General features: G+C 33.6%; 2 protein-coding genes. Both read left to right on the top strand.

Going from position 1 to position 423, the window contains the following annotated elements; translation table 11 throughout:
- A partial coding sequence (gene cstR / locus L987_RS00010) for a persulfide-sensing transcriptional repressor CstR (protein ID WP_047502222.1) occupies positions 1-201 on the top strand: 201 nt, incomplete at its 5' end.
- Positions 201-423: TSUP family transporter (locus L987_RS00005; RefSeq protein ID WP_047502217.1), on the top strand; the 223-nt coding region annotated here is incomplete at its 3' end. The genes cstR and L987_RS00005, both read left to right, overlap by 1 nt.

The raw sequence follows: 423 nt of genomic DNA, 5'->3' as shown, positions 1-423 counted from the left end.
GTTATTAAAATGATGGAAGAAGAAAAAGATTGTAAAGATGTCATTACTCAAATCAGTGCATCAAAAAGCTCAATCCAACGTTTGATGGGGATTATCATTAGTGAAAATTTAATAGAATGTGTAAAGGCAGCAGAGGATAATGGTGAAAATTCTGAAGAATTGATTAATGAAGCCGTTAACTTATTGGTAAAAAGTAAATAATGGATATTTCAACTGTTATTATGATGTTACTTATAGGTGTATTCGGAGGCTTTATTTCGGGTCTAGTAGGTATCGGTGGTGCTATCATTATTTATCCAGCTATTTTATTATTACCGCCACTATTTGGTGTTCCTGCATACAGTGCATACATCGCTTCAGGACTTACTTCCAGTCAAGTCTTTTTCAGTACTTTAAGTGGGTCATTAAAAGCGCGAAAAAAAA

Source organism: Staphylococcus sp. ZWU0021, assembly GCF_000798895.1.
Classification (GTDB): Bacteria; Bacillota; Bacilli; order Staphylococcales; family Staphylococcaceae; genus Staphylococcus; species Staphylococcus saprophyticus.
The sequence above is the reverse complement of the archived record's forward strand: the minus strand, read 5'-3'. Positions and strand labels throughout refer to the sequence as shown.